19 protein-coding genes are annotated in these 20,986 nt (G+C 51.9%); 11 read left to right on the forward strand and 8 right to left on the reverse strand.

What is annotated here, in order from left to right; all coding sequences use genetic code 11:
* The first annotated feature begins 5 nt into the window (after positions 1 to 5).
* Both mdtQ and GBAG_RS05875 read left to right on the forward strand, forming a co-directional pair.
* On the forward strand, positions 6 to 1,454 hold the full coding sequence (gene mdtQ, locus GBAG_RS05870; protein ID WP_051873645.1) for a multidrug resistance outer membrane protein MdtQ: 1,449 nt from the start codon (positions 6 to 8) through the stop codon (positions 1,452 to 1,454).
* Between the two features lie 64 nt (positions 1,455 to 1,518).
* Positions 1,519 to 2,292 (forward strand): SDR family oxidoreductase, encoded by a 774-nt coding sequence (locus tag GBAG_RS05875; protein ID WP_034494194.1) that lies wholly within the window; start codon positions 1,519 to 1,521, stop codon positions 2,290 to 2,292.
* Here GBAG_RS05875 and GBAG_RS05880 read toward each other — a convergent pair.
* Together GBAG_RS05880 and GBAG_RS05885 are read right to left on the reverse strand one after the other, a co-directional pair.
* The gene (locus GBAG_RS05880; protein WP_034494195.1) at positions 2,289 to 2,858 is read right to left on the reverse strand and encodes a DedA family protein; all 570 of its coding nucleotides are present in this window, start codon (positions 2,856 to 2,858) and stop codon (positions 2,289 to 2,291) included. The two genes, GBAG_RS05875 and GBAG_RS05880, sit on opposite strands and share 4 nt — an antisense overlap.
* A 71-nt stretch (positions 2,859 to 2,929) precedes the next feature.
* Positions 2,930 to 4,156 (reverse strand): MFS transporter, encoded by a 1,227-nt coding sequence (locus GBAG_RS05885; RefSeq protein ID WP_034494196.1) that lies wholly within the window; start codon positions 4,154 to 4,156, stop codon positions 2,930 to 2,932.
* 284 nt (positions 4,157 to 4,440) lie between these two features.
* Between GBAG_RS05885 and GBAG_RS05890 the strand changes: the two genes are divergently transcribed.
* Both GBAG_RS05890 and pbpG read left to right on the forward strand, forming a co-directional pair.
* A complete protein-coding gene (locus GBAG_RS05890) occupies positions 4,441 to 5,028 on the forward strand; it encodes a Yip1 family protein (protein WP_034494197.1) in 588 nt (195 codons plus the stop codon).
* A 132-nt stretch (positions 5,029 to 5,160) separates the two neighbouring features.
* Positions 5,161 to 6,111 (forward strand): D-alanyl-D-alanine endopeptidase, encoded by a 951-nt coding sequence (pbpG, locus tag GBAG_RS05895; RefSeq protein ID WP_034494198.1) that lies wholly within the window; start codon positions 5,161 to 5,163, stop codon positions 6,109 to 6,111.
* Between the two features lie 137 nt (positions 6,112 to 6,248).
* Here pbpG and GBAG_RS05900 read toward each other — a convergent pair whose 3' ends face one another.
* Together GBAG_RS05900 and dld are read right to left on the reverse strand one after the other, a co-directional pair.
* On the reverse strand, positions 6,249 to 6,800 hold the full coding sequence (locus GBAG_RS05900) for a GNAT family N-acetyltransferase (RefSeq protein ID WP_034494199.1): 552 nt from the start codon (positions 6,798 to 6,800) through the stop codon (positions 6,249 to 6,251).
* A gap of 119 nt (positions 6,801 to 6,919) precedes the next feature.
* Entirely contained in the window at positions 6,920 to 8,665 is a 1,746-nt protein-coding gene (dld, locus tag GBAG_RS05905) for a D-lactate dehydrogenase (protein ID WP_051873646.1), read from the reverse strand.
* Positions 8,666 to 8,858: 193 nt separating this feature from the next.
* Here dld and bglX point away from each other — a divergent pair, with 193 nt between their 5' ends.
* The 5 genes from bglX to GBAG_RS05930 all read left to right on the forward strand — a co-directional run bounded on the left by bglX (position 8,859) and on the right by GBAG_RS05930 (position 15,118).
* Positions 8,859 to 11,156: a beta-glucosidase BglX gene (gene bglX, locus GBAG_RS05910; RefSeq protein WP_034494581.1), complete on the forward strand. Its 2,298-nt coding sequence runs from the start codon at positions 8,859 to 8,861 to the stop codon at positions 11,154 to 11,156.
* A gap of 191 nt (positions 11,157 to 11,347) precedes the next feature.
* Positions 11,348 to 12,259 carry a glycine betaine ABC transporter substrate-binding protein OsmF gene (gene osmF / locus GBAG_RS05915; protein ID WP_034494200.1) on the forward strand — a complete coding sequence of 304 codons (912 nt, stop codon included), beginning with the start codon at positions 11,348 to 11,350 and terminating at the stop codon, positions 12,257 to 12,259.
* Positions 12,260 to 12,304: 45 nt separating this feature from the next.
* Positions 12,305 to 13,462 carry an ABC transporter permease gene (locus GBAG_RS05920; RefSeq protein WP_034494201.1) on the forward strand — a complete coding sequence of 386 codons (1,158 nt, stop codon included), beginning with the start codon at positions 12,305 to 12,307 and terminating at the stop codon, positions 13,460 to 13,462.
* Positions 13,459 to 14,403, forward strand: a complete 945-nt coding sequence (locus GBAG_RS05925; protein WP_034494202.1) for an ABC transporter ATP-binding protein — start codon at positions 13,459 to 13,461, stop codon at positions 14,401 to 14,403. Before GBAG_RS05920 ends, GBAG_RS05925 begins: the two co-directional genes overlap by 4 nt.
* Positions 14,387 to 15,118, forward strand: coding sequence for an ABC transporter permease (locus tag GBAG_RS05930; RefSeq protein ID WP_034494203.1), 732 nt, complete (start codon positions 14,387 to 14,389; stop codon positions 15,116 to 15,118). The genes GBAG_RS05925 and GBAG_RS05930 overlap by 17 nt, the downstream gene beginning before the upstream one ends.
* On the opposite strand, the gene GBAG_RS23060 is transcribed toward GBAG_RS05930, so the two are convergent.
* The 3 genes from GBAG_RS23060 to GBAG_RS05945 all read right to left on the reverse strand — a co-directional run bounded on the left by GBAG_RS23060 (position 15,099) and on the right by GBAG_RS05945 (position 17,245).
* A complete protein-coding gene (locus tag GBAG_RS23060; RefSeq protein WP_034494204.1) occupies positions 15,099 to 15,206 on the reverse strand; it encodes a membrane protein in 108 nt (35 codons plus the stop codon). The two genes, GBAG_RS05930 and GBAG_RS23060, sit on opposite strands and share 20 nt — an antisense overlap.
* A gap of 69 nt (positions 15,207 to 15,275) precedes the next feature.
* Positions 15,276 to 16,031, reverse strand: a complete 756-nt coding sequence (locus GBAG_RS05940) for a MerR family transcriptional regulator (RefSeq protein WP_034494205.1) — start codon at positions 16,029 to 16,031, stop codon at positions 15,276 to 15,278.
* Positions 16,032 to 16,123: 92 nt separating this feature from the next.
* Entirely contained in the window at positions 16,124 to 17,245 is a 1,122-nt protein-coding gene (locus GBAG_RS05945; protein ID WP_034494206.1) for a ribosomal protein uL16 3-hydroxylase, read from the reverse strand.
* Positions 17,246 to 17,410: 165 nt separating this feature from the next.
* On the opposite strand from GBAG_RS05945, the gene dinG reads away from it, so the two are divergent.
* Positions 17,411 to 19,570 (forward strand): ATP-dependent DNA helicase DinG, encoded by a 2,160-nt coding sequence (gene dinG, locus GBAG_RS05950; RefSeq protein ID WP_034494207.1) that lies wholly within the window; start codon positions 17,411 to 17,413, stop codon positions 19,568 to 19,570.
* Between the two features lie 14 nt (positions 19,571 to 19,584).
* Positions 19,585 to 20,553 (forward strand): DNA-binding protein YbiB, encoded by a 969-nt coding sequence (ybiB, locus tag GBAG_RS05955; RefSeq protein ID WP_034494208.1) that lies wholly within the window; start codon positions 19,585 to 19,587, stop codon positions 20,551 to 20,553.
* Between the two features lie 128 nt (positions 20,554 to 20,681).
* Here the strand turns inward: ybiB and ybiJ are convergent, their stop codons facing one another.
* The gene (gene ybiJ / locus GBAG_RS05960; RefSeq protein WP_034494209.1) at positions 20,682 to 20,942 is read right to left on the reverse strand and encodes a DUF1471 family protein YbiJ; all 261 of its coding nucleotides are present in this window, start codon (positions 20,940 to 20,942) and stop codon (positions 20,682 to 20,684) included.
* Positions 20,943 to 20,986: the final 44 nt, after the last annotated feature.

Below are 20,986 nucleotides of genomic sequence, written 5' to 3' on the forward strand. Positions count from 1 at the left end.
TAATTATGACTTCCTCACGTTTCCCTCTCGCGGCGACTGGCGTCGCGTTAATGCTCGTTTTGTCCGGCTGTGCGCCAATGCACAATAACGATGCACCTCTCGCACAAAAAACTCCTCCACAACAGTTGGATACCAAACTACCTCCTGAACTGGCGCATGGTTGGCCGGGCAGTGACTGGTGGCGTGATTATCATGACAGCCAGATTAATACGCTGGTTGAACGTTCGCTGAAAGACTCTCCGGATCTGGCCGTCGTGCAGCAGCGCATTAAACTTGCGCAGGCGCAGACGCAAATGCAGGAGGCCAGTGACGGCCCGCAAATGGATTTCTCCGCCAATATTGAGCGTCAGAAAATGTCTCAGGAAGGGGTGATGGGTCCATTCGCATTGACTGACCCGGCGGCTGGCACCACCGGCCCGTATTACACCAACGGTACCTTTGGGCTGACGGCAAGTTGGGATCTGGATTTGTGGGGCAAAAATCGCTCGGAAGTGGAAGCGAAAGTGGGCGTCATGAGAGCGAAACAGGCTGAACTTGCCCAGGCCAAACAGGTGATTTCGGCAAACGTCGTGCGCTTGTATTGGGATATGCAAACGCTGCTGGCGTTAAAAGATGTCAAACAGCAAACCCTCGCAGCACAGAAAAATATCGTTGATGTCGAGACAAAACTTTATGCGCGAGGGATCAATTCATCGGTTGATAATGTTGAACCCAATATTGATTACGTGAAAACTCAGCAGCAACTCGATGACATCGAAGGGCGCATCAATATTGCTAAAGCGCAGCTTGCTGCAATTACCGGCGATGCGCATGCGGCTTCCAATATCCGACGTGTCGAACTGCCGAAAGTGAAATCGAGCGTGCCTGAAAATATGGGGTATGAACTGCTGGCTCGCCGCCCGGACCTTCAGGAAGCGCACTGGTATATCGAATCCTCATTGAGCAGTGTTGATGCCGCAAAAGCTGCGTTTTACCCGGATGTGAACCTGGGGGCGTTCCTGCAAAATGATGCACTGCACCTGAGTGATTTGTTCCGTGGCTCGGCTCAGCAAATGGGTATTATCGGCGGCTTCACGCTGCCTATCTTCGACAGTGGCCGACTGAACGCGAATCTCGATATTGTTCGCGCAGAAAGTAATTTGTCGATTGCCAGCTACAACAAAGCGGTGGTCGGTGCGGTGAATGACGTTGAAAAAGCGGCCAGCCAGTTGAATGCCGTAGCGGCTGAAAACCAGCATCAGAAGACGGTATTGCAAGCCACTCATAAACTCACAACTCTTGCTCAGGCGCGTTATAAAGCAGGTGTGATTTCAGGAGCCAGATTCAGTGCTGCAACCTTGCCGGAGCTGTCAGAACAGGCGAAAGCCATTCAACTCCACGGGCAGTGGCTCAATGCTGACGTGCAGTTAATCTCTGCGCTCGGTGGCGGTTATCATCAATCTGGTAAGGCATAACAGACGCGATTCTCTCGCCACCTCCTATAATTAAAAGCTGATTGAACTTAGCCTGGAGGTGGTGATGAGTACGGCGAATAAAGTGGTTATCGTCACGGCGTCGGATTCCGGTATCGGCAAAAAATGTGCGTTGATACTGGCTGAGCAAGGGTTCGATGTGGGCATCACCTGGCATTCTGATGAACAAGGCGCGCAAGAAACTGCGCGTCAGGTCAGAGGGTTTGGCAGGCGAGCGGAAACAATTCAACTCGATTTAGCCCATCTGCCAGACGGTGCTGCGGGTATTGATGAGCTGATTGCTCGCTTCGGGCGCGTCGATGCGCTGGTGAATAATGCCGGGGCGATGAGTAAAAATGCGTTTCTTGATGTCACTCTCGAAGAGTGGCGAGAGCTGTTTACTGTGGACGTGGACGGCGCATTTTTATGTTCACAAAAAGTCGCGCGGGCGATGGTTTCGCAGGGGCAGGGTGGGCGGATTGTGAATATCACCTCCGTTCACGAGCACACCCCGCTGCCGGATGCCTGCGCTTATACTGCCGCCAAACATGCACTGGGCGGGCTGACTAAATCAATGGCAATGGAACTGGTTCATCACAAAATTCTGGTGAATGCGGTGGCGCCAGGTGCTGTCGCCACGCCGATGAATAACATGAGCGAAGGCGACGGAGCCAAAAGCAAAATCCCTGAAATCCCGCTCGGGCGAGCAGGGGAAACGGAAGAAATTGCCAGCCTGGTCGCATGGCTATGTTCAGATAGCGCCAGTTACACCACCGGGCAATCGTTTATCGTAGATGGCGGTTTTATGTTCGCCAACCCTCATTTCAAACCCAAAGGCTAATCTTGCTGTTTGCTCTCGCGATGTTTAAACCAGTAACGCGCCAGCCAGACCACGGCAACCACGCCCAGCAGCCAAATCCAGTGCTTAATATGTTGGTCCAGGTTATGTAGCCATGGGCCAACCACTTCTCCTCCGACATACCCCAGTGTTGTAAACAGCATTGCCCAAAGAATGGCACCCAGAATGTTGAGCGGCAGAAATATCTTTGGCGGCAGGCGGCTGGCCCCAATCAAAATGGGACCAATCACACGAAAACCGTACATAAAGCGCGAGCCAATCACGAACCAATATGGATGGCGGTTGATCAGCCGCTGCGCTTTATTGATTTTCTTTTGATGTTTTTTGAAACGCTCTTTAATCGAGCCGCCGAAGCGGCGGCCAATCAGATACAACAATTGGTCGCCAATCATTCCGCCGAGCGCCACAGACAGTACCACCAGTGGGAATTTCAGCAGCCCCTGGTGAGCCGCAACGCCGCCTAGCAGCGTCACGGTTTCCCCTTCTGCCATACTGCCAATAATCAGTGCGGCATAACCGTAATGCTCAATCAGATTATTAATATCCACAGTGAATTATGTAACTCCTTGTTGTTGTTCAACAACAGTATAGCGCTTGCTGCTGTGTTCCTCCGTATTTGCTATTCAATCCTTAACGCGGCGGACTTTTGTTTTAACCAATGCCCGCTGAACGACAGCACAACAATCAGTGCAAATCCCGCCCCGCTGAACAAATAAAGTGCGTACACCACGCCAAAATATTGGGCGCTGTAACCTGCGCCAACGGAAACCACAGACGTGACGATCATCTGCCAGCGATAGCTTTTGGCTATGGCTCCGGGAACCAGATCTTCATTAAATTTTCTCAGTAGGGCATAAACCGCCAGCGAGGCAACGACATTCGAGAAAATGTGGGCGGTAAATACCAGTATCAGCGCCGGATATTGTGACGGCATGAAAGGAACCAGCCCGTAACAGGCGATAAAAATGAACAGGCATCCGAGCATCAGCAGATTGCTGTTGCTGTATTTTTCGAATTTTTCCGGATTCAGAATTAACGGTCCCACTAATTGCCCAAGACTGCGCGCGAAAAGTAAGGCCAGCGCCAGGCTTTGTGCTTCACGGGCAGAAAAAGTTGCTGGAACCAAACTCGGTAACAGCGCCATTGCCGGTGCTCCGGCACAAGCCAGCAGTGGTAAAAGCAAAATTGCCCGTCGCTGTGTGCCGGAAATCGATCGCCAACGGACTTTTGCCGCTGATACGGATACGACAGAAAAACTCTGGTGAAACTGTGACTTAGTCAAACCCAGCAGTATCAGTGCAACAGCGAAGCTTCCCAGGTCGATGAACAATAATGTGATAACGCTGATATGCCCCAGCAATATCAGCCCCAGCCCAACGCCAAAGATGACATTGCAGGCAAAAATTAGCGTTTCGAGTGCGGTCGCCGCCGGAAGCTCTTTCTCGCTAAGGCCCGTTTTAAATATTTTGCTGATGGCCGGGAAGGTCATGCCGATGGTAAATGCAGAGATGCTCTGTGCGACAAAAAATAGCGCCACAGAGCCATTCATCACCGCAATAAAAGGGGCTGCAAGCCCTAAAAGCCCGAGGCATTCACCGGCAATCAGAATTTGAAATGGGTTTGCCTTGCTGCAAAACCGTTCCCCAATTTTACTGCCGATTAAACCGGGTGCGGTGGATAGCACATAGGCGATAGCCAGCGATGCGGGTGGCACAGAAAGACGAATTAATTCACTGAAAATAACGATATAGGTCAGGCCGTTCCCGATAGAGGACACAATAAAAGACCAGCCGAGTAATTGCAGCCATGGCTTTCCAGCCAGCGCCTGGTGAAGTGCTTTTAACATGATGTTTTCCGTAAATTCCAATAAGTGTGCGTTTCTCACCAAGGGTGAGAAACAACAAGGTCATCTTGTGACGACAGGCTCATTGGTTACGGCACTACATCGGGAACAATCCTGGAAGGAATAAGTCGGTAGGTTATTTAAATATGACGCTTTTGCCGTTTCGTCAACGTAACGGTATTAAATTCGCTAACCCTCTCACCTTGGTTATTTTCAACTGATTAAAAAACAATCAAGCCGCTGTGCATTATACTTTGACTGTGCTCACTCGTTTGTCAGGAGGCGTTATGAGTCATGTCTGGGGACTATTCTCCCACCCGAATCGTGAAATGCAGACCATAAAACGCGAGAACGAAACGGTATCGCATCACTACACTCACCATGTGCTAATCATGGCGGCCATTCCGGTTATCTGTGCATTTATTGGCACAACCCAAATTGGCTGGAACTTTGGTGACGGTACGTTCGTTCAATTGTCGATGTTTACCGGATTCTATTTAGGCGTACTTTTTTATGCACTGATGTTGGCAGGCGTTGCCGTGATGGGGCGCGTTATCTGGTGGATGGCGCGAAATTATCCGCATCGTCCGTCACTGGCTCGTTGCATGGTGTTTGCGGGCTATGTCGCAACCCCGCTGTTTTTAAGTGGCCTGGTGGCACTTTATCCGCTGGTGTGGTTGTGTGTGCTGGTAGGGGCGGCAGCTTTGATTTATACCGGTTATCTGCTGTATGTCGGCGTACCTGAGTTCCTGGGCATCAATAAAGAAGAGGGGATGAGCTTTTCTAGCTCAACGCTCGCCATTGGTGTGCTGGTGCTGGAGGTGCTGTTAGCGCTCAGTGTGATTCTCTGGGGTTATGGATATCGCCTGTTCTGATAATTGTTACGAATCAATTGTGGCAGTTTTCCGGGGCGTCAGCGTATTATGCTGGCGCCTCATCTATTCATACGCGCTGTGAAGAGATTCGAAGGACACATTATTTTTTTGAATAATTACAGAAGTGTCACCATGCCGACAAAAATCCGTCTCTCATTGCTCAGCCTTGCGCTGATGATTGCCGTACCATTCGCATCTCAGGCCGCGAATAAAGCTTCCGTATCATCGACCGTACAACAGTCTGCCGGGCAGGAAATTGCTTCCGGTAGCGCCATGATTGTCGATTTGCAAACCAATAAAGTTCTCTATTCCAGCCATCCGGATTTGGTTCGTCCCATCGCATCCATTACCAAATTGATGACGGCGATGGTGGTGCTGGATGCCAAATTACCAATGGATGAAATGCTGAGTGTCGACATCAGCCAGACGCCTGAAATGAAAGGGATTTATTCTCGCGTTCGTCTGAACAGCAAAATTAATCGCAAAGATATGATGCTCCTGGCGCTGATGTCATCGGAAAACCGTGCAGCGGCGAGTCTCGCGCACCATTATCCTGGCGGCTACAACGCATTTATTCGCGCGATGAATGCGAAAGCGAAATCTCTTGGCATGACCCACACGCGCTATGTCGAGCCGACGGGGTTATCGATTAAGAACGTTTCCACGGCGCGTGACTTGTCCAAATTGCTGATTGCCTCGAAGCAATATCCGCTGCTTGGCCAGTTGAGTACCACCAAAGAAGATATGGCGACCTTCGCCAACCCGCCGTACACGCTGCCATTCCGTAACACCAACCATTTGGTTTACAACAACAAATGGAATATTCAGCTGACTAAAACCGGTTTTACGAACAACGCGGGCCATTGCTTAGTGATGCGCACCATGATCAACAATCGTCCGGTGGCATTAGTGGTGCTGGATGCATTCGGGAAATATACGCACTTTGCGGATGCAAACCGTCTGCGTAATTACCTGGAAAGCGGCAAAGTGACGCCAGTTCCAGGTTCCGCTCTGGCTTATAAAAAGCAAAAAGCGGCGCAAATGGCGAGCAATAGCACGCAGGGCAATGCCTTAGACGATTAAGGCAAATCAAACGAGACCCTAAATAATTCGAGTTACAGCAAGGCGGCAAGTGAATGAGTCCCGATGAGCTTAGTGAACTAAGTGATTCGGGCGAATGAGCGTAGCCAACAAAGCTGCAACTTGAAGTATGACGGATATCAGGGAAGCGTCCGGTCGCCATCATTGAGCGGACGCTGCATAATCAACGTATCGCGCCACGCCCCAAGCTTAAACCCAACACTTCGCAACTGCCCGGCCACTTCAAAACCTAACTGCCTATGCAGACGACATGAACCCGTGTTGTTTTCACCGTCGCCAATAATGGCCACCATTTGTCGCCATGGGCCTTGCTCACAGATAGCGATCAATTGGGTTAATAACTCGCGCCCGACACCTCGCCCGGTCATGCTGGCATCAATGTAAACGGATTCTTCCAGGGTAAAACGGTACGCCGGACGCGGGCGATAAGCGGTTGCGTAGCTATAACCCACCACAATGCCGCTATGCAAGGCGACCAACCAGGGAAGTTCCTGGGAACGAACGGCTTGCAAGCGTTCAGACATTTGAGCCTGCGTGGGCGGCGTTTCCTCAAAAGATCCACGGCCATGCAATACATGCCACTCATAAATAGCGGTGATGGCCGGGATATCATCAGGCGTTGCGTCACGAACCTGCAACCGTGCTATTGGCAATGTTTCGAGCACTGACATTTCTCGCTCCTGTACGCAAAGAACCAAAGTGGCATGTGGTCACACCACTTTGCGATAGTCTAATCTAGTACGAAAAGTAAGCGAGGAATAGCCCCCGATCTGGTGGTTGACACCCAAACTTAATGGGGATCGTGGTGATGAGTATGGCTACAGGTTTGCTCCTCCCACCATTTATGCTTCGTGGTTTTGCCAATGCCTGGGTTCATACTGTTTGTAGGGTCATTTGCCTTATAAAACTGTTTTAAGCTGTCTGGGGCTTCGTATAAATGTCCGACGTTATGTTCCGCCGGATATTGCGCACCCCGGGTGCGGAGCAGTTCGAGCATCTGCTCCTTCAACGCGTGAACATCCACCCCTTTTTTGACGATGTAATCCTGATGGAATACATGACACATAAAGTGGCCGTAATACAGGCTGTGACTAATCTGGTTGCTGATTTCCGCTGGTAATTGCTCGAACCATTCCTGGTCATTACGACGCAAGGCAATATCGAGCGCCAGAATATCTTCCACTTCATTGGCATGAACGGAGTGATAACGTACAGCGGCTCCGGCTGCGGCGAAACGGTGTAAAAACGCTTTCGCGCCTTCGGTTGGGGTACAGATAAAAAAGTCCCCTTCGGCCTGTTGGAAATAGCTCTCAAGCCAGTTGCGGGCTTCGCTAATACCGTCACCCGACATCTTCAACAGCAAATGATGTTCGTACTTACTACGCCACTCTTTCATGCGTGGAGGCAAATGGCTCGGACACCAGCCGCTCACGCGCTGTAGCACACGGTCAGTAAAGTGAGGTTTAACAAACGGGACTTTTTCAAACCAGGCGTCAGTACGGCCTTTCAGTGTGAAAAACAGCGGCATTTTGTCGGTGCCCAGCTTGTCGATCATCATGAAAGTGTCTTTGCCATACACTTCAGCAATATCGTAAATATCGCGGTGCATGTATTCGCCCGCCACCGGCAGGTTTTCAAAATTAGCCAGAATATGACGGCGGATTTCCGTCAGCACATCTGGTTGATTGGTGCCGATGTAAAAGACTTCATTTTGCTTTTCGGCGACAAACGTATCGAGGCGTACCGCAAAAACAGCCAATTTACCGGCACAACCTGAGGCTTCAAACAGGCGGCTTGGATCAGCGTTAAAGCGTGATGGCGTGTCGGCATCCACATCGCGTACACGTTCAGCATAATCTTTATCAGATGCCTGGCGCTGATCATGTAGCACGTTTTCAGGTTTGACGCGTTCATCATCGAGCTTGCCGAGAATTTGTTCCGGCGTAACACCAAGATCAATACCCAGATGGTTCACCAGCGTTAACTTACCTTGCTCATCAATGCGCGCATACAGCGCCATCTCGGTATACGCCGGGCCACGTTTCACCAGCGAGCCGCCGGAGTTATTACAGATCCCGCCGATCACCGACGCGCCAATGCACGACGAACCAATCACCGAATGGGGTTCACGTCCCAGCGGTTTGAGCGCTTTTTCCAGTTGATACAACGTGCTGCCAGGGAAGGCCAGCACCTGCTTGCCGCCATCCAGCAGCTGCAATTTATCCAGACGCAGGGTGCTGATAATGACAATTTCACGGTCGTAATCATTGCCGTTTGGCGTCGAACCTTCGGTCAGTCCGGTATTGGCGGCCTGCATCAAAATGATTTTGTCGGTGCTGACGCAGATGCTCAGTACGCGCCATAACTCAAGCAGCGTGCCGGGGAAAACCACGGCTAACGCGTCGCCCTGGCCGGAGCGAAAACCTTTACGATAGCGCGCGGTTTTAGCCGCATCCGTTAACACATGCTGGCTGCCCACCAGACGGTTCAGTTCGTTTATAAATGTTTGTTTTTGGGATGGGGTAGGGTTAGGCATTTATCCGCTCCTTGGGAAAATATTGACGACTACAAGCATAGCTCGCAAATCGATAATGAATCTTCTTAAACGTTCGGAAAATCAGCATATAACACCGGGGCGACTCTTCTTACCGCTTTAACCTTGTGGCACACTGCACGTCTTATCACTTCGTGCTGCCCACTGCGGCGGCCTGAGCAAGAGAGTAATGTCGATGAAATGGCTCTGTTCTGTAAGTATCGCAGTTAGCCTTGCGCTGCAACCTGCGCTGGCGAACGAAATGTTTGGCCCGCACCCGCTAACGCCAGAAGCGCGTGACGCCTTCGTCACTGATTTGCTGAAGAAAATGACCACCGATGAGAAAATCGGCCAGTTGCGTTTAATCAGTGTCGGTCCGGATAACCCGAAAGAAGCCATTCGCGAGATGATTAAAGACGGGCAGGTGGGCGCGATTTTTAATACCGTCACCCGCCACGACATTCGTACTATGCAAGATCAGGTGATGAGCCTTAACCGCCTGAAAATCCCATTATTCTTTGCTTATGACGTGGTTCATGGTCAACGTACCGTGTTCCCAATCAGCCTCGGTTTAGCCTCTTCATTCAACCGCGATGCGGTGAAAACGGTAGGGCGCGTTTCGGCTTATGAAGCCGCAGACGATGGCCTGAACATGACCTGGGCGCCGATGGTTGATGTCTCGCGTGATCCGCGCTGGGGCCGAGTTTCCGAAGGCTTTGGTGAAGATACTTATCTGACTTCAATTATGGGGCGCACCATGGTTGAAGCGATGCAGGGCAAAAGTCCGGCAGATCGCTATTCCGTGATGACCAGCGTGAAACACTTCGCGGCCTATGGCGCAGTCGAAGGTGGCAAAGAGTACAACACCGTTGATATGAGCCCGCAGCGTTTGTTCAACGACTACATGCCGCCGTACAAAGCCGCTCTGGATGCGGGCAGCGGTGGCGTAATGGTAGCGCTGAACTCACTGAACGGCACGCCAGCTTCTTCTGATTCATGGCTTTTGAAAGATCTTCTGCGCGATGAATGGAAATTTAAAGGCATCACTATTTCCGATCACGGTGCCATTAAAGAGCTGATCAAGCATGGTGTGGCAAGTGACCCGAAAGATGCGGTGCGTATCGCGCTGAACTCCGGCATCAACATGAGTATGAGCGACGAGTATTACAGCAAATACTTGCCGGAACTGGTGAAAAGCGGTGCAGTGCCGATGGCGGAATTGGATGATGCAACCCGCCACGTGCTGAACGTGAAATACGATATGGGCCTGTTTAACGATCCATACAGCCACTTAGGCCCGAAAGAATCAGACCCGGAAGACACCAACGCCGAAAGCCGTCTGCATCGTAAAGAAGCGCGTGAAGTGGCGCGTGAAAGCATGGTGCTGCTTAAAAACCGCCTGCAAACGTTGCCACTTAAAAAATCCGGCACCATTGCCGTGGTTGGCCCACTGGCTGACAGCAAACGCGACATGATGGGCAGTTGGTCTGCCGCAGGGGTTGCCGACCAGACTGTTACTGTATTGCAGGGCATTAAAACCGCGGTGGGTGACAACGCTAAAATCGTTGTCGCCAAAGGCGCTAACGTCACCGACGATAAAGGCATTGTTGAATTCCTCAACCAGTACGAACCTGCGGTTTCCGTGGATACACGTTCTGCAAAAGAGATGATCGACGAAGCGGTTAACACCGCAAAATCTGCTGATGTGGTTGTGGCGGTAGTGGGTGAGGCACAAGGTATGGCGCACGAAGCATCAAGCCGTACCGACCTGGTTCTGCCGCAGAGCCAGCGCGATTTAATCAGCGCGTTAAAAGCCACCGGCAAACCGTTGGTGTTGGTATTAATGAACGGACGTCCGCTGGCGTTGGTGAAAGAAAACCAACAGGCCGACGCGCTGCTGGAAGCCTGGTATAGCGGGACTGAAGGCGGTAACGCGGTGGCCGATATCCTGTTTGGCGATTACAACCCGTCAGGCAAACTGCCGATGTCCTTCCCGCGCTCTGTGGGTCAAATCCCGACGTACTACAGCCACCTGAACACTGGTCGCCCGTACAATCCGGAAAAACCGAACAAATATACTTCGCGTTACTTTGATGAAGCTAACGGCCCGCTGTTCCCGTTCGGTTACGGCCTGAGCTACACCACGTTCACCGTTTCGGATGTGAAAATGTCGGCACCTTCCATGAAAGCGGATGGCAAAGTAGAAGCCTCTGTTGAAGTGAAAAACACCGGTGACCGTGCGGGCGAAACCGTGGTGCAGATGTATTTGCAGGATGTGACGGCTTCTATGAGTCGCCCGGTTAAGGAGCTGAAAGGCTTTAAGAAAGTGACGCTGAAACCTGGCGAAACCCAGACCGTGAGCTTCCCGATTGACGTAGAAGCGCTGAAATTCTGGAACGCGCAGATGAAGCACGTCGCCGAGCCAGGCAAGTTTAACGTGTTCATCGGGCTGGATTCTGCGCGCGTTAAGCAGGGTGAGTTTGAACTGAAGTAATGGTGGTGTCGGATGCTTCGCTTATCCGACCGACAAACTGCGTCCGTACGCCTTGACGCAACTCCAAATCAAGAGCCGGTTTCCGGCTCTTTTCTTATTCTTCCCCGTTTCGTCCAGCCAACCTTCAAATTCTCAGCTAAACTTTTGCGACTCCATGATTTTTAAGCAAAGAAAAACAGTGAGGAAGCACGATGAACTTAGCAGCGCGTTGGAGCATGGCAGGGTTAGCATTGTTAGCCGCAGGGGCGCACGCCGCAGAGCCAGTCAAAGTCGGCTCTAAGATTGATACCGAAGGGTCGTTGCTCGGTAATATCATTTTGCAGGTACTGGATAGCCACGGCGTTAAAACCGTCAATAAAGTGCAATTAGGAACCACTCCCGTTGTGCGTGGAGCGATAACCGCAGGCGAGCTGGATATTTACCCGGAATACACCGGTAACGGTGCGTTTTTCTTCAAAGATGAAAAAGATGCGGCGTGGAAAAATGCGCAGCAGGGCTACGAGAAAGTCAAAAAACTCGATGCCGAAAAAAATCACCTTGTGTGGCTAACACCCGCGCCCGCAAACAATACCTGGACCATTGCGGTGCGCAAAGACCTGGCTGAAAAAAACAAACTCACCTCGCTTGACGATCTCAGCGCGTATCTGAAAAAAGGCGGTGAATTTAAACTGGCGGCTTCCGCTGAATTTATCGAACGCTCCGATGCGCTTCCTGCTTTTGAAAAAGCCTACGGATTTAAACTCGAACAGCCGCAATTATTATCGCTGGCAGGTGGCGATACGGCGGTCACCATCAAAGCGGCGGCGCAGCAAACTTCTGGCGTGAACGCGGCAATGGCCTATGGAACGGATGGCCCTGTTGCGGCACTCGGTTTGCAAACTCTGAGCGATCCGAAAGGCGTGCAGCCAATCTACGCGCCAACACCTGTCGTGCGTGAAGCGGTGCTAAAAGCCTACCCGGAATTGGACGCCTGGCTAAAACCTGTGTTTGCATCTCTGGATGAAAAAACGTTACAACAGCTTAACGCCAGTATCGCGGTGGAAGGGTTAGATGCCAAAAAAGTGGCGGCTGACTACCTGAAACAAAAAGGCTTCGTGAAATAGCTTTTGTGGAACAGGTTTTGTGAAATAAAAAAACAGGACGTTCGTTTGCCCAAAATTCATAATCGCGTCTTGCTACTGCTGGTTTTTTTGCTGGTAGTGGCGGGCGCAGTATTACCGTTTATCAACTTTGCGCCCAACCGCCTGGTTTCCGGGGAGCCTATCGCGCTCAGCCAACTCCCGGCGCAAACCTGGTTGCTGTTCTCTGTCCCGGTATTCGTTCTGGCAATCCTCGTGCTGACACCATGTCGGCCACTCCCATTGTTGCTGACTCTCATGGTGGGCGAGTTTCTGTTCATCGCCATTTTGTGGCGGCTTGGACAAACGGCGACGCAATTTGCTCAGCAAGGCAGCACGCTTGCGCGGACATCGCCCGGCAGCGGATTGTGGATGTCGTTAACGCTGTGCTTGCTACTGTGTGCCGATGTTATCAACCGCCTGACGGCAAAAGCGCTGTGGCGATTGCTGCTGAATCTGCAAATCTGGATTGTGCCTCTTGGTCTGTTACTCAGCGGGTACTTTGCCGATCTTTCTTTGCTAAAAGAGTATGCCAATCGACAGGAAGTTTTTGACGATGCTTTATTGCGCCACCTGGCTTTGCTGGTCGGAACGTTGTTGCCCGCATTATTGATTGGCGTGCCGTTAGGTGTGTTTTGTTATACCCGTTCGGCCTGGCAATCCTCGGTGTTTTCGGTGCTCAACGTCATTCAAACCGTGCCGTCGGTAGCCTTATTTGGTTTGTTGATTGCGCCACTGGCGGGGTTAGTCAAACTGGCACCATGGTTGGCTTCGCTCGGCGTGAGTGGGATTGGCATCGCTCCAGCGTTAATCGCCCTGGTGTTGTACGCGCTATTGCCCCTGGTGCGTGGTGTGGTCGCCGGGTTGCAGCAAGTCCCGCGCAATATCATTGAAAGTGCCGAAGGCATGGGCATGTCGCGCTGGCAGATATTCTGGCAGGCCGAAGTGCCACTGGCGCTGCCGGTTTTGTTGAGAAGCCTGCGCGTCGTCTGCGTGCAAACCATCGGTATGACGGTGATTGCCGCGCTGATTGGGGCCGGTGGTTTCGGGGCGATCATTTTCCAGGGGCTGCTCAGTAGCGCGCTGGATTTGGTGTTGCTCGGCGTGATTCCGGTTATTGCATTGGCGGTTGTTTTTGACGCACTTTTTAAACTGTTTATCTCATTGCTTGAGGAAAAACAGCCATGATTGAATTTGAAAATGTCAGCAAGTTTTTCCAGGGCGAGGCGGCGGTCAGTGATTTGTCGTTGAACATCAAAGAAGGGCAGTTCACGGTGCTGATTGGCACTTCCGGCTCGGGCAAGTCCACCACGCTGAAAATGATTAACCGCCTGGTGGAGCACGATACCGGGCGAATCCGCTTTGCCGGAGAAGAAATCCGTAATTTTGATGCGAAAACGCTGCGCCGCCGGATGGGGTACGCGATTCAATCTATCGGCCTGTTCCCGCACTGGAATGTGGCGCAGAACATTGCCACCGTGCCGCAATTGCTAAAGTGGCCGAAAGCGCGAATCAACGCGCGTATCGACGAATTGCTGGACTTACTCGGCCTTGAAGCCGCGCAGTTTCGTGACCGCTATCCGCACCAGCTTTCTGGTGGGCAACAGCAGCGTGTCGGCGTGGCACGGGCGCTGGCGGCTGACCCGGAAGTGCTGCTGATGGATGAGCCATTCGGCGCGCTCGATCCCGTCACTCGTGGGGCGCTACAGCAGGAAATTATCCGTATTCACCAGTTGCTCGGGCGCACGATTGTGCTGGTCACGCACGATATCGACGAAGCGCTGACGCTTGCCGACCGTATTGTGCTGATGGACAACGGGCAGGTGATTCAACAGGGCACGCCGTTGGAACTGTTAACCCGCCCGGCGACGGATTTTGCGCGTGATTTCTTCGGTCGCAGCGAGCTGGGCGTGCGGCTGCTTTCGCTGCGCCATGTTGCCGACCGGGTGAGAACTCATGAGCGAATAGAAGGTGAGCCGATAAGCGAATCCGTCACGTTACGTGAAGCGCTGTCATTGTTTGTCCATCGCCAGTGCCGGCAGTTGCCGGTGGTGAATCAGCACGGCGAACCCTGCGGCGTACTGCATTTTAGTGATTTAATTGAGGGTGAAAATGCGCCTGCTACGTGACCCCTTATTGTGGCTGATTGCGGTATTCATCGCATTATTGGCGGTGATGCCGTACAGCAGCACGTTGTTCAGCTGGCTGTTTCCAGAACTGGAAAGGCCGGTTTATCTTCAAGACAGTTTTATGGCGCTGGCATTTAAACATTTGATGCTGGTCGGTGTTTCCAGCGTGGTGGCGATTGTGATTGGCGTCGGGTTGGGTGTTGCGGTAACGCGCCCGGCGGGGCTGGAGTTTCGATCTCTGGTTGAAACTATTACCGCTGCCGGGCAAACCTTCCCGCCGGTGGCAGTGTTGGCGATTGCCGTTCCGGTGATGGGTTTTGGCCAACAGCCTGCCATTATCGCGCTCGTGCTTTACGGTTTGTTGCCCATTTTACAAGGGACGTTGGCAGGAATAGGGGCGGTGCCGGAAGCGACAAAAGAAATTGCGATGGGAGCCGGGATGAGCCGTTGGCAAATGCTGCGAAAAGTGGAGTTGCCACTGGCAGCACCGCTGATTCTGGCAGGCATCCGAACATCGGTGATTATTAATATTGGTACTGCGGCGATTGCGTCAACCGTGGGTGCCAGCACTTTAGGTTCACCGATAATCATTGGCCTGAGCGGTTTTAACACCGCATACGTGATTCAGGGCGCTCTACTGGTTGCGCTGGCGGCAATTGTTGTCGACCGCCTGTTTGAGCGCGTTTTGCGTCATATCACGCGCCATGCAGAATAACGATATAACCTACCAGCATCACGCCGCCAATTCCGCCGATAGCCATGACCAGCATGCCGCCCACGAGGGCAATTTTACTCAGTTTCATCTTCGCTCCTTATATTGCGGGGGAGATTATAAGATGAAGCCGGCTTGTTAATGAACCTTTAAATTTATCTCATGCGCGTTCGGTCGAATGGCCATTGCTCATCAGTGGGAAAATTTGCAGGCCCGCGCAGCGCCAAAGTTCCAGTTGGTCGAGCTGATGAGTGGTGGGTGTATCACCACACCAAACCAATAATGTCTGTTGGGCGAATATTTCCGGACGAAGCTGATGCAGCGGGTGCGCCAGAACATCAATCCGCCAGCCTTGTTGGATTGCCATCCATGCTGCCATCCACAAACGCGTGGTATCTGGCGTATCCCAGCCCACCAACAACGCATCTTTACCGCTACGCTTACGTGCCGATGAGAGGCATAACGCGATGTAATTAATCAGTGCGCCGTCCAGCAGGCTTAACAGGGTATTGAGGGTGACTTGTTGGCATTGAAGGCGACGACGCAGAGGGATGTAGAGTTGTTGAACAAGAGTTTCAGCCGGATAATCACGGCCCACATCCGCAATCCAGGCGCGAAGACGAGAAGGGTTACCGCTTCGCAAATGGTGAAGTAACAATTCCTGGCGTTCTCGCCAGCCACTTTCCATATCCTGAAGTTCGCCGCTCAGAAGGGCTTTCACCTTGCTGACCTGAACCCCATTTTCAATCCAGTGTTTGATTTCACGGATACGTTCGATGTCGGCATCATCAAACAGCCGATGGCCGCCATCCGTTCGCTGCGGTTTCAGTAGCCCGTAACGCCGTTGCCAGGCACGCAACGTTACGGGGTTGATATCACAAAGCACAGCCACTTCACCAATGGTAAAAAGTGCCATGTTATCCCCACAGTCTGCCCGGGAAGCCCCCGTATAACTGTAGTCAGTCGCATACACTCTGTGTAATTTTTAGTTAACAATGTAACTAAAAATTAATCATCAAAGTACCAGTAGCCCTGATTAACCAGTTCGGTCAATACGTTAACAAACTCGGGGTTTTGCAGCGCATCGCCCAATTCGTTTTGGCTTACCGTGGTGTAACGGCACAATGCATCAGCAGCCTCTGGAACAGGGGCTTCCATAGGTTCGCTATTAACGAAGAACTGACCATCAACATTGAGAACACGTAAACCACTTAAGCGCGTCAGACATTCGCCCCCGAGCAACGCATCGACGATTTCGTCTTGCTGATAGGGCGGTTCAGCCGGGGCGACATCGAGTTCGTGACGCGGAGTGGTGACGAAGCGGCCGAACCACTGTTTGAAATCTTCAGGCTGGCTGATGACTTCCATCATCATGTAGCGCAGGCGGTTGAGCTCATAGCTTTCAACTTTGCCAGGATGCTCGCGAACCGTTAAATCCGGGTCGCTGTAGTGCTCGCCGCCCAGATCGTTTTCCAGTGCGTAATCGGCAAAGCTGCTGATCAAATCGCGGCCATTTGGCCCACGGAAACCGACGGAATAGTTGAGCGCCGTTTCATGCGTGAAGCCATCGTGCGGGAAACCTGGTGGAATATACAGAATGTCGCCAGGTTCCAGATCTTCATCAATAATCGGCTCGAACGGATCAACGTGCAGCAACGCCGGATGCGGGCAGAACTGGCGCATTGGCAGTTTATCGCCCACACGCCAGCGACGGCTGCCCATCCCCTGAATGATAAACACATCGTATTGGTCGATATGCGGGCCCACGCCACCACCCGGCACCGAGAAGGAGATCATCAGGTCGTCTAAACGCCAGTCAGGCAAAACGCGGAATGGGCGCACCAGTTCCGCAGAGGGCGCATGCCAATGGTTTACGGCTTGAGCCAGCAGCGACCAACCGGTATCACCTAAATTGTCAAAATGCTCAAATGGCCCGTTAGCGGCTTGCCATTGGCCATTGGTATGACTGACCAGGCGGCTGTCCACTTCTGCTTCCATAGCAAGACCGGCTAATTCGTCCGGGGTAATCGGATCGACAAAATCAGGAAACGCATTTTTTAAAACGACTGGCTTTTTCTGCCAGTATTTCGCCATAAATTCAGGCCAGTCTAAATTGAGTTGATAATCCATTTTTTGATACCAGTGGAGGATAAACGGGCTCGATTATAGAGACGCTCGCCCACAGGCCGCCTTGTTGTGTATCAAGGCTTGCTCACAGTAGCGGCGAAAAAACAATACAGCCCTACAGCAAAAAGTGGGACAATAGTGGCTGTTTATACAGTAGAAGTGGTTCCCATGGCTTTGTCCTCCGCGCAAAAAGAGCAAATCGCCGCCTGGTATAAGGCGCTACAACAGCAGATCCCGGACTTTATTCCGCGCCCACCGCAACGGCAGATGATTGCAGAAGTGGCAAAAACACTGGCGGGTGAAGCGGGGCGTCATCTGGCGATTGAAGCACCGACTGGCGTGGGGAAAACCCTTTCTTACCTGATTCCGGGCATTGCGATTGCCCGCGGCGAACAAAAAACGCTGGTGGTCAGTACCGCTAACGTCGCATTGCAGGATCAAATATTTAGCAAGGATCTGCCCTTGCTCCGCAAAATTATCCCTGACTTAAAATTCACCGCCGCCTTCGGGCGCGGGCGTTATGTATGCCCGCGTAATCTTGCTGCACTGGCGACGGACAACCTGGCGCAGGGCGACTTGTTGGCGTTCCTCGAAGATGAAATGGCGCCGACCAGCAAAGACGAACAACAGCGCTGCGGCAAGCTGAAAACCGATCTTGATGCGTACAAGTGGGACGGACTGCGTAACCATGCCTCACAAAATATTGAAGATGATTTATGGCGGCGTCTGAGCACCGACAAAGCCAGTTGCCTGGGGCGAAATTGCCATTGGTATCGTGAATGCCCGTTCTTTGTGGCGCGGCGTGAAATAGACGATGCCGAGGTGGTGGTCGCGAATCATGCGCTGGTAATGGCGGCAATGGAAAGTGATGCTGTGCTACCGGAAGCCAAAAACCTGCTGTTGATTTTAGATGAAGGCCACCATCTGCCGGATGTGGCACGTGACGCGCTGGAAATGAGTGCCGAAGTCACGCCGGGTTATAGCCGTTTGCAGTTCGATCTCTTTACCAAACTGGTGGAAACCTGCATGGCGCAGTTCCGCCCAAAAAGTCCGCCGCCGCTGACCAATCCAGAGCGTTTGACCAACCATTGCGATGAAATTTACGAACTCTTAAGCTCGTTTAGCAGCATTGTGTCGTTATGGCTGGCGGGTGAACAAGAAGCCGAACATCGCTTTGAAATGGGCATTCTTCCTGAAGAACTGATGGTGATTTGCAAACGGCTGGCGAAGCTGATGGAAGGGCTGCGCAGCCTGTCAGAAGCGTTGCTTAACGATCTTGGCGAAAAAACCGGTAGCCACGATATTGTGCGTTTGCACCGCGCGTTACTACACATGAACCGCGCGCTGGGTTATTTCGAGACGCAGAGCAAACTGTGGCGGCTGTCAGCGATGGAACAGGCATCTGGTGCGCCGGTTTCAAAATGGGTGACGCGGGAAATCCGCGAAGGCCAGCCGCATCTGTTCTTCCATTGCGTCGGCATTCGCGTCAGCGATCAGCTCGAAAAACTGGTGTGGCGCAATGTGCCGCATGTCATCGTCACTTCCGCCACGCTGCGTTCATTAAATAAATTCGACCGCCTGAAAGAGATGAGCGGGTTAGACGAACATGCGGGTGACCGGTTTGTCGCGCTGGACTCGCCGTTTAATCATGTCGAGCAAGGCAAACTGGTCATCCCACAGTTAACCGTCGAACCAACGATGGAAAACGAAGCCCAGCATCTGGCTGAAATGGCAGCGTTTTTCCGTGCCGAACTGGCGAAAGGTGAACATAAAGGCATGCTGGTGCTGTTTGCCAGCAACCGTGCGATGCAGGTGTTTTTAACCCATGTCACCGATTTGCGTCTGACGTTGTTAGTGCAAGGCGATCAGCCACGTTATCGGCTGGTGGAGATGCACCGCAAACGCGTCGAACAGGGCGAAACCAGCGTGCTGGTTGGCCTGCAATCTTTTGCAGAAGGCCTCGATTTAAAAGGCGATTTACTCAGCCAGGTGCATATCCATAAAATCGCTTTCCCACCGATTGATAGCCCGGTTGTGCTTACCGAGGGCGAGTGGCTAAAAACCCTGAAACGCTATCCTTTTGAAGTACAGAGTTTACCGAGTGCTTCGTTTAATCTTATTCAGCAGGTTGGTCGCTTGATTCGTAGCCACGGTTGTTACGGTGAAGTGGTGATTTATGATCGCCGCCTGTTGACCAAAAATTATGGGCAGCGTTTACTGGGTGCATTGCCGGTGTTTCCGATCAGTCAGCCTGAAGCGCCATCAGCTAAACCGATTGATACCAAACCTAAAAAAACGGTGCGGCGCAAACGTGTGAGCAAGAAATAGAAAGGAGAGTCTGAATGGATTACCGTAAAATAATCAAAGAAATAGGGCGCGGTAAAAACCATGCCCGCTCCCTGAATTTTGATACCGCTCGTGGCTTATATGCCCATATGCTCAGAGGTGAAGTACCTGAACTTGAACTCGGTGGCGTGTTGATTGCGTTGCGCATCAAAGGCGAAGGCGAGGAGGAAATGCTCGGCTTTTATGACGCGATGAAGCACCATGTCATCTCCCTGACGCCTCCGGTCAACAAGCCGATGCCGATTGTGATCCCTTCTTATAACGGCGCGCGTAAACAAGCCAATCTCACGCCATTATTAGCGATGTTACTCAACCGCCTCGGTTTTCCGGTGGTGGTGCATGGCGTCAGCCACGATCCCACTCGGGTATTAACCGAAACCATTTTTACGCTGATGGGCATTGAACCCACGCTTCATGCGGGCCAGGCGCAAGCTAAACTGGACTCGCATCATCCGGTCTATATCCCGATCGGTGCGCTTTGCCCGCCGATGGAAGATCAGCTCGCCATGCGCTGGCGAATGGGGGTGCGTAATAGTGCGCATACGCTCGCCAAACTGGCGACACCGTTTGAAGAAAATTCCGCACTTCGTCTTGCCAGCGTTTCCCATCCTGAATATGTCCCGAAAGTGGCGAAGTTCTTTGCTGATATTGGCGGGCGTGGTCTGCTAATGCACGGAACGGAAGGGGAAGTTTATGCTAACCCGCAACGCTGCCCGCAGATTACGCTTATTGATAGTTTGGGATCACGTGTTGTGAGTGAACGTCAGACAGACGTCAATGAAGATGAAATCGTGTTGCCAGCGGGTAAAGATCCCGACGTGACCGCCCGTTGGATTGAGCGCTGTGTGGCGGGTGTTGAACCTATTCCGCAATCATTGAAAATACAAATGGCATGCTGTCTGATGGCGACGGGCGAAGTGGCTACGTTTGATGAGGGTTTACTTCGCGTTAATCAGACATTCTGAATAGCTGAATGCAAAGCAAAAAAAAAGCCCGCGGTAAATGGCCGCGGGCAACAAGGGTTAAAACAGGGTCAAGCAGGGTGGAGCATCGCTCCAAATATATGAGGGTAAATCAGGGCAATACCGCAGGGTTATTTATAGATAACCGCAGTACCGCTCATTTTGCCGTTGGTGTTAGCAGAAGTAATTGAGTACGCTTTTGCGCCAGCTTGTTCTGCTTTAGAAGCCAGTTGTGCTTCCAGGCCATCCAGAGTCGTTGCGTTATCAGCAGAAACCACACCAATTTTGTTCATGTTCTGTGCTTCAGATGGGCTGATAGATTGTGCAGCGAATGCGCCGAAAGAAAGAGTGGTCAGGGCGATAGCGGCTACAGCATATTTGATGGTTTTCATAGTATATTTCTCGCAGGTTATTCTGTTTAAGGTGACGTTGTTCC

The sequence above is a fragment of the Buttiauxella agrestis ATCC 33320 genome (genome assembly GCF_000735355.1).
Lineage (GTDB): Bacteria > Pseudomonadota > Gammaproteobacteria > Enterobacterales > Enterobacteriaceae > Buttiauxella > Buttiauxella agrestis.